Source organism: Bacillus sp. JJ1764, assembly GCF_036962145.1.
GTDB lineage: Bacteria > Bacillota > Bacilli > Bacillales > Cytobacillaceae > Neobacillus.
On the sequence record NZ_JBALNY010000117.1, the window covers coordinates 1 to 4029 of the forward strand.

At 42.5% G+C, this 4029-nt stretch carries 6 protein-coding genes; 1 reads left to right on the forward strand and 5 read right to left on the reverse strand.

Features of this window, described 5'->3' with window-relative positions; genetic code table 11:
• Positions 1 to 227, forward strand: a 227-nt coding sequence (locus tag V7083_RS16175) for a hypothetical protein (protein WP_335479671.1), incomplete at its 5' end; no start/stop codon positions are given.
• Between the two features lie 42 nt (positions 228 to 269).
• On the opposite strand, the gene V7083_RS16180 is transcribed toward V7083_RS16175, so the two are convergent.
• The 5 genes from V7083_RS16180 to V7083_RS16200 all read right to left on the reverse strand — a co-directional run.
• Positions 270 to 404 (reverse strand): hypothetical protein, encoded by a 135-nt coding sequence (locus V7083_RS16180; protein ID WP_335479674.1) that lies wholly within the window; start codon positions 402 to 404, stop codon positions 270 to 272.
• Between the two features lie 56 nt (positions 405 to 460).
• The gene (locus tag V7083_RS16185; RefSeq protein ID WP_335479676.1) at positions 461 to 1930 is read right to left on the reverse strand and encodes an amidase family protein; all 1470 of its coding nucleotides are present in this window, start codon (positions 1928 to 1930) and stop codon (positions 461 to 463) included.
• Between the two features lie 116 nt (positions 1931 to 2046).
• Positions 2047 to 3186 (reverse strand): DEAD/DEAH box helicase, encoded by a 1140-nt coding sequence (locus V7083_RS16190; protein WP_335479678.1) that lies wholly within the window; start codon positions 3184 to 3186, stop codon positions 2047 to 2049.
• A 74-nt stretch (positions 3187 to 3260) separates the two neighbouring features.
• Positions 3261 to 3560: a DUF5658 family protein gene (locus tag V7083_RS16195; RefSeq protein WP_335479680.1), complete on the reverse strand. Its 300-nt coding sequence runs from the start codon at positions 3558 to 3560 to the stop codon at positions 3261 to 3263.
• 165 nt (positions 3561 to 3725) lie between these two features.
• Positions 3726 to 4029: hypothetical protein (locus V7083_RS16200; RefSeq protein WP_335479682.1), on the reverse strand; the 304-nt coding region annotated here is incomplete at its 5' end.

Here is a 4029-nt window from a genome sequence, read left to right on the forward strand (position 1 = left end):
TTTTGGGTGGCTATCTACACGTTTTGTGGTTTATCAACGTGTTCCGGGTGGGTATCGACGTATTTTTTGGATTTATCAACGCTTTTTGGGTGGATATCCACACGTTTTGTGGTTTATCAACGAGTTTTGGGTGGATATCCACGCGTTTTTGGGATTTATCGACGCATTTCGTGAAATATCACCGTGTCTTTGCGGTTACCAACGTACTTAAAGTGATATCAACATAAATTAAAACGCCTCCCACAATCAGGAGGCGTTTTCCCTATTATTTATTTACCATGCGGACGGTTCCGCTTCAAATCTTCACCTGTTTCAAATTCAACCAATTCTTCACTCGTTCTCATCGCTTTTTTACGATTATTGTTACGCTGAGCATTTTGGTTACCAAGTTTCTGTCTGCCCACACCTATCATCTCCTTTTTTAAGAGGTCAATGATAGTATGAGTGAAAGTCTGCCTTGTTATTCTTTTTCAAATATGGGCGGTTTTCTAGATTTCGTCAGTTGTTCAAAAGCATATGCTACTTCAATTAACACGGGCTCACTGTAAGCTGTTCCTGCAAAGGTAATCCCGACTGGTTCTCCCAGTGAAGTATAGCCAATCGGAACGGCAATGGAAGGATATCCGGCTTTGGCGCTAATATGTGACCCTTCTTCCCCAGGAAAAACAATGACATCTAACTGATTTTTTTCTAAGGCATAATCAATTCCCTGCTTTGTGGCATGATAACGCTCAAACTCCAGCGCCTCAATATACTCTTTTTCCCGCAAAGATCCGCTCGTTGCTTCAGATTCAAGCAACACAGACTGCCCATATTTCAACATTTTTTCTTCATCTTGAAGATTAAATTCGATTAAATCAGCTAGACTTCTAATCGGGACGGTCGGAGGCAACTGGCTTAAATATGAATTTAAGTCTGCTTTAAACTCATACGTTAATACATCGTATTTCCAGTCCTCCTTTGCGCTCGGTATTTCTATTTCTTCCATCACCACAGAGCCTGAATTTTTTAACACTTCAATGGCTCTAAGCACAACCTCTTGTTTTTCTTTATTTAGAAACTGGATAAATCCATCTAAGGCGATTCCGATTCTCTTGCCAGCGAGTCCGTCTTTTTTTAAGTGAGTAGTAAAATCTCGATCAGCAAGCGGGTTGGTCAAAGTAATCGGATCTTCCTCGTCTACCCCACATAGCGCAGTCAACAGGATCACCGCATCCTCCACCGTTCTTGCCATAGGCCCTGCTGTATCATGGGTGTGAGCGATCGGGATAACACCTCGGCGACTAATCAGACCAACAGTTGGTTTGATGCCTACGAGAGAGTTTTGACAAGACGGATTAAGTATAGAACCTGATGTTTCTGTCCCAACTGCTGCTACCGCCAAATTGGCAGCAATCGCAGCTCCTGACCCTGAACTTGAGCCGCCAACATCAAACTTATCCGGTCCATATGGATTAAGGACCTGGCCACCGCGAGAGCTATAACCGTTCTTCATGCCGATTGCGATGAAATTGGCCCACTCGGTCATGTTTGTTTTTCCGAGAATTACTGCTCCGGCTTTTCGCAATTGTTCAGCGACAAAGGAATCTCTGGGGGCAATCGATTTCTTTAAGGCCAAGGACCCTGCGCTGGTATGCATTTTATCATGGGTATCAATGTTATCCTTAATTAAAATCGGAACCCCGTGCAAACTGCTGCGAGGACCAGTCCGCCGACGCTCTGCATCAAGAGCAGCAGCAATTTGTAAAGCGTCAGGATTAACCTCCAGAACGGAATTAATCTTTGGGTCTATCGAAGCAATCCTGTACAAGTAAAGCAAAACCAATTCCTGTGAAGTTAGCTCCTCACTAGCAAACTTCTCCTGTATTTGCCGAATCGTCACTTCCTCCAGCCATTCTTCACCTAATCGCCTTAACTTCGGATTCTCCATTTCTTCCCCTCCAAATGGTCCTATCTTGAAGATTGTCCACCCCAGGTAGACAAAATGCCATTTTGTCCACGGGCGGTGCCTGTCACCCTATATTTTTCACCCTTTATAAGTTAATTTCATTTTTGCCGTAGTTTTTGTTGTTCTTCTGCGATCTGTCCTTTGAAGAAGATTCGTTTGTGAACGGGTACTTTTAGTTCGCGGCAATAGCGTTTGAGTTCGCGTTCTTCTCGTTCGGTGACTAGTGAGATGACGATGCCATTGGCGCCCATTCGGCCGGTTCTGCCTGCCCGGTGGATGTATTGGTTGATATCGCGCGGGAGGTCGATTTGGACGACGTGGGTAATTCCTTGGATATCTAGGCCTCTTGCAGCGACGTCGGTAGCGATGAGCATGGTTATTTTTCCTTCACGGAAGTCCTTTAGCGCTGCCTGACGCTCCAGTTTCTTCATATCGCTGTGTAATACGGCAACGGAGAGCTCTTTGAAATTTAATTTTTCTTTTAAAACTTGAATTTCCCCAATGTCATTAATGAACGCAAGGGTTTTACTGTTTTCTAAGCGGGCAATCTTTTCAAGCAGCTTGGCTTTTTCTCGTTTTTCCCCAAAGAAATATATGTGCTCTACTTCGCCTGATTGAGAAATCTCATCTTTGGAAATCCGAATGACTTCCGGCTGTTTTGTCAATTCTTTCGCCAGTTTTTCAGCACCCGCCTTAAGGGTTGCCGAAAATACCACGACTTGTCGGTCAGCCATTGCGGATTTAACGATGCCTTGAACAGAGCTGAGATGCTCCGGAATAAGTAGCTGGTCCCCTTCATCTAGGACAATCATTTTAACCTCATGCATCTTTACTTTTTTCTGTTTAATTAACTCCAAGAGCCTTCCAGGAGTGGCGAAAATAATGTGAGGACGCTTTTTTAATTTTTCCAGCTGCCGTTTCAGGTTGGCTCCGCCAATAATAGATGTACCTCTAATGCCGCTACCTTCTGACCATTTTTGGAATTCTTGGAAAATCTGCATAACCAGCTCTTGAGAAGATGCCAACACAACCGTTTGCAGTGCCTGAGATTCCGGTTCCATTTTGTTTAGCAGAGGCAGTAAATAGGCTAATGTTTTCCCTGTGCCTGTCGGGGATTCAGCGATCAGATCCTTCCCTTCAAGAATGAATGGAATCGCTTCCTGTTGAACGGCCGTTTCCGTTTGGAACCCCGATTTTTCCCATATATTTTGTAAAAAAGGCTTAAGTGTGTTTATCATACATGACTCCTTTAAAATCATTCATTTCTTATTGATACTAACTTATCATGCGGGCAGTGTCCAGATTTCAAGGGTTAGATTGAAGGATTTAAGTAGAAGATGATCCATACGATGTGCAGAACGATGACGGAGAAATACAGAACGCAGGTCGAAACCAATAACATCCGAATTTTTCCTTGTAATGGTCGAAGATAATATAAACCGAGTAGCACAAGCGGGAGGATAATTTTTATAAAATAAAAATAGTACCAACCATGCTCCATGACCATTCTCATCATGGGATTTCCTTCTTCTATGACACCAGACACAATCCCCAATTGGGTCAGTAAGGCATCCAATGTCCCCGCAATCAGCAGAAATATACAAAGCCTCATTCATTATCCTCCCTAAAATCTTGCCAATTTATCAATCCGTGCCTTTTTCAGCATTACTCCAAAACATTCCAATCAAATAATAACATATTAAGAATTATTTTGTTCTTAAAAACGCACAACAACATAAAAAAATACCCCCTAACAACGGGGATATAACTTTTAATATTAATCTAATTTAACAGCCATTAATCGGAAATGCATCGGTTCTAATTCAGTGACGATCACATTCATCCCCAAAGATTGTAAGTTTGCAATCAGTGGCTCCGCGCGATGAGGTAGATGAATTTCAATAATACTGTCTTTAGGAGCAGCTTTAATTGCATTTAATATTTCACGCCTCGGGTGTTCCCCTTTAGCTATTCTTGCACGCATATCGATGATGACTCTTTTTCCCTCAATTTGAATTCCTTCAGACATGGCAAGTACTCCTTTATAAAAAGTCTCTGTTAAACTAGTCTGTTGATTTCCG